The following is a 3265-nucleotide window of genomic DNA, read 5'->3' as shown; positions in this document are numbered from 1 at the left end:
GAGGCGGTGTGCGACTACCTGTGCGAGCAGTTGTCAGAAGAGGGGTGCGGATTGCTCCTCGGCACCGACTAATCGGCGAATCGTCCACGCCACGGAACTCGCTGGGCTCTCGGCGCCCTCCGACGCTGCTGGATCGGGACTGACCGCCTGACCATCCGATGCGCCCCACGTGGTCACCGACAACACATCTTCTTCCCCCGGCCCACCCGCCTGCCAGCCTCTGTGTTGCTCTGCCGGGGGCCGGCCGGAAGAGGCCTTGTTGGCCCGACGGATGTCCACCGATCCGTCGACGGTCGCGGGGGTTTCCTAATGCTGGTCCGGGCGACATCGGTGGGGACCGGCACATGCATAGTCGGTCGAGTCTCCGACACGAGCCGAGGGTGTACTACCTGGGTCGGACAACACAACGTGCGAGAGGGTGGCAGGTCGAAAAGCGTCAGGCGATCGTCGTAGCGCGCAGAGAAGACGGAGCTGCCCGATTGGCGGCAGAGGAGCGTCGGCTTCGTCGCCGAGGCGATCCCGCTGTGTGACGGATGATCACCACCGACCGGATTGAACGTTCACTCGCCACGGCGGTAGCTGAGGCTCTGAGCGCCCTCTCGAGAGGTGCGGCGAGACCGATTCGATGCCGCACGATGAACGGCCAGGTGGGCGCCGGTCGATTGCCCAGGCGCCGTGCACCTCGAGTGACTGGCACAGTCCGGGAGAGGGCGTCACGCCTCCGACAGGCCGTCCAGGCTGACACAAGGATGACGAGGCATCCGACCGCTGCCCACGGCGACACGGGTTCGGTCATTGGTGCGGTAAATCCTTGACGTGCCGAGTTCCCAGTGAGCGAGACCAGATAGAGCACCGCAGTCGCATGACACCGAGAGGTATCACACGTTTGGCGAAGATCCCGATACAGGCGGAGATCCAGCCGGAGTCTGGCCCAGGCTGCCAGCCGGCCGTCTGTCTGCTCGGCGTAGCGGAGCAGGTCATAGCCGAAGTCGTGGGTTCGACATGCCGGCTCGAATGAGTCAGGTCCGATACCGAACGGAGCGGAGCACTGCCCGTCCGGGCGGGCGAGCGTTCGCGACTGTCGATCGGGCCTGTAGCCGAGGATGGCGTCGAAGTTCGAGGGGATCACGGTCGGGTCGGCCTGTCCATGAATCAGGGACTCAACGGCGCGTTGCGCTTCCGTCGATTCGTCGCGAGCGGGGCGTGCCAGTGCATGCCCGACTCCACTGGCGGCCATGACGAGACAGCAATTGGCGAACAGGTGAAGGGCGAAGCGACCGATTCGGATCCGGGCGGTCATGCCCGGGCGTGACACCGGGGTTCGGAAGGCCTGCAGGATCCGGAGCCGCCCGAAGACCCCTCGGCAGCAGTCGTGATGGGTGTGGGATGTGAGCCTCAGGTGGTCCATACCGCCAACGTGGACCAACTGAGCTCGCCCAACTATCCGGTGTTGCCCCCAGGGGGTGAACCCATGGGTATCTTCCCCCACCCCCTCTCTTCAGGCTCTTGAGGAGAAAAGGGGGGTACCGTGCACGTATGGTGACGAAAGCGGGGTCGGCTCTTCCCCCGGTCGAGAACACCCTTCGCACGATCGCCGCCGGCTATCGGGTTGTGGTCTGGATCTGGATGCTCATCCTGGTACTCGTACAGACGATCGGGGGTGAGCCCGGCAATCGGACCGTATTGGCAGGGGCTATGGTCCTGGCGACTGCGTGGACGGTTCTGACTCTCTGGGCATCCCGCTCAACAAAGCGACTGGGGAGCTTGTGGTTCGTTGCTGCCGACGGGTTCGTCGCACTTGCCCTCAGCGCCACCGGCCTCGCTGCAGGCACCGAGGACTTCGTGTCCGGCGGTTGGCCAGGTTCCTGGCTGTTCGTGGTGGCGTTCGCCGCCTCCCTTCCTTGGACCTTGAGCGCCGGTGTCCTGCTGCTTCTGGCACACGCGGGCCTGCATCTGGCGCACGGACTCGCCGCAGGCCGTACTGCAGGCACGTTTCAATTCATCGCCCTTGCACTCGTGATCGGCTGGGCGTTCGACAGCATCCGACAACGCGACCGGTTGCGGCTCACCGCCGAGGCAGCCCTGGCTCAGCAGACCGCTGAGGTCGCTCGACACGAGGAACGCTCCAGCCTCGCGGACCATCTGCACGACTCCGTGCTGCAGACCCTTCATGCCATTCGGGTGGACGCCGAGCATCCCGATGAGGTTCGATACCTGGCCCGCAGGCAAGATCGAGAGCTTCGCCGAACCATCGAAGAGTTCCGCTCCCCGTATCAGGAGAGTTTCAAGGCTCAACTCCTCCGCCATCGGGACGAAGTCGAGGACCTTTGTCGAGGCGTGCAGATCGTGGACGTCATTCGAGATGACCGGCCGGTGACCCCGGCACTCGCATTGGCGCTCGAGGCTGCGCGAGAAGCTCTGATGAACGCAGGAAAACACTCGGGTGCGTCCCGTGTCGACCTGTACAGCGAGGCCACCGACGGGCAAGTGATCATCAACATCCGCGACCGAGGCCGCGGGTTCGACGCGAGCGGCGGTTTCGAACGCGGGCTCGGCAGGCGGATCGTCGGCCCGGTTGAACGGTCCGGAGGCGAGGTCGAGGTGCAGTCCCAACCGGGTGAGGGCACCGAAATCACGATTCGGGTACCAGATCCATGATGGAAGCTCCATCTGTCTTCATCGTCGAGGACCATCCCCTCGTACGTAGGGGGATCGAAGCGGTGATCGCCCGTGAGTATCGGCTTGTCGGCTCAGCCGACGAGGCTTCGACCGCCGTGGAAATGATCCGTGAGCGTCGACCTGACCTGGTGCTCCTGGACGTGAAGATCCCGGGCGGTGGGGGGTCGGCCGTGGTCGAAGCCGTGAGGCGGTTCGACGAGGAGATCCGTTTCCTCGCCCTGAGCGTGTCCACATCACGTGAGGACGTGGTCCGCATGTTTCAGTCAGGCATTGATGGCTACTTGGTGAAGACCGCCGACGAAGCGTTCGTCATCGATGCAATCGCCCGCACCCTGGCCGGGGAACGGCCCGTCTCACCGGAAGTAGCCGGATACCTCCTCGATATCGACCGCGACATCGCGGACGCAGACGGGCTGGAGCGTCTCACCCCGAGAGAGCGGGAGGTCACAACCCTGATCGCCCGCGGCTACTCATATCGAGAGGTAGCCGGCCGTCTCTCCATGAGTGTGAAGACCCTCGAGAATCACATGCACCACATCTTCACCAAGCTGGGACTCGCAAGTCGACACCAGCTGACCCGAATGGC

The 3265-nt window shown here is 64.4% G+C and carries 2 protein-coding genes; both read left to right on the top strand.

The features are described from left to right. The first annotated feature begins 1536 nt into the window (after positions 1 to 1536). Entirely contained in the window at positions 1537 to 2658 is a 1122-nt protein-coding gene (locus VLT15_04010) for an ATP-binding protein (GenBank protein HSR44381.1), read from the top strand. Then, positions 2658 to 3265: response regulator transcription factor (locus VLT15_04005; GenBank protein ID HSR44380.1), on the top strand; the 608-nt coding region annotated here is incomplete at its 3' end. The genes VLT15_04010 and VLT15_04005, both read left to right, overlap by 1 nt.

It is taken from the genome of Acidimicrobiia bacterium, from assembly GCA_035471805.1.
In the GTDB taxonomy this organism is placed as follows: Bacteria; Actinomycetota; Acidimicrobiia; order Spongiisociales; family JAHEDJ01; genus JAHEDJ01.
The sequence above is the reverse complement of the archived record's forward strand: the minus strand, read 5'-3'. Positions and strand labels throughout refer to the sequence as shown.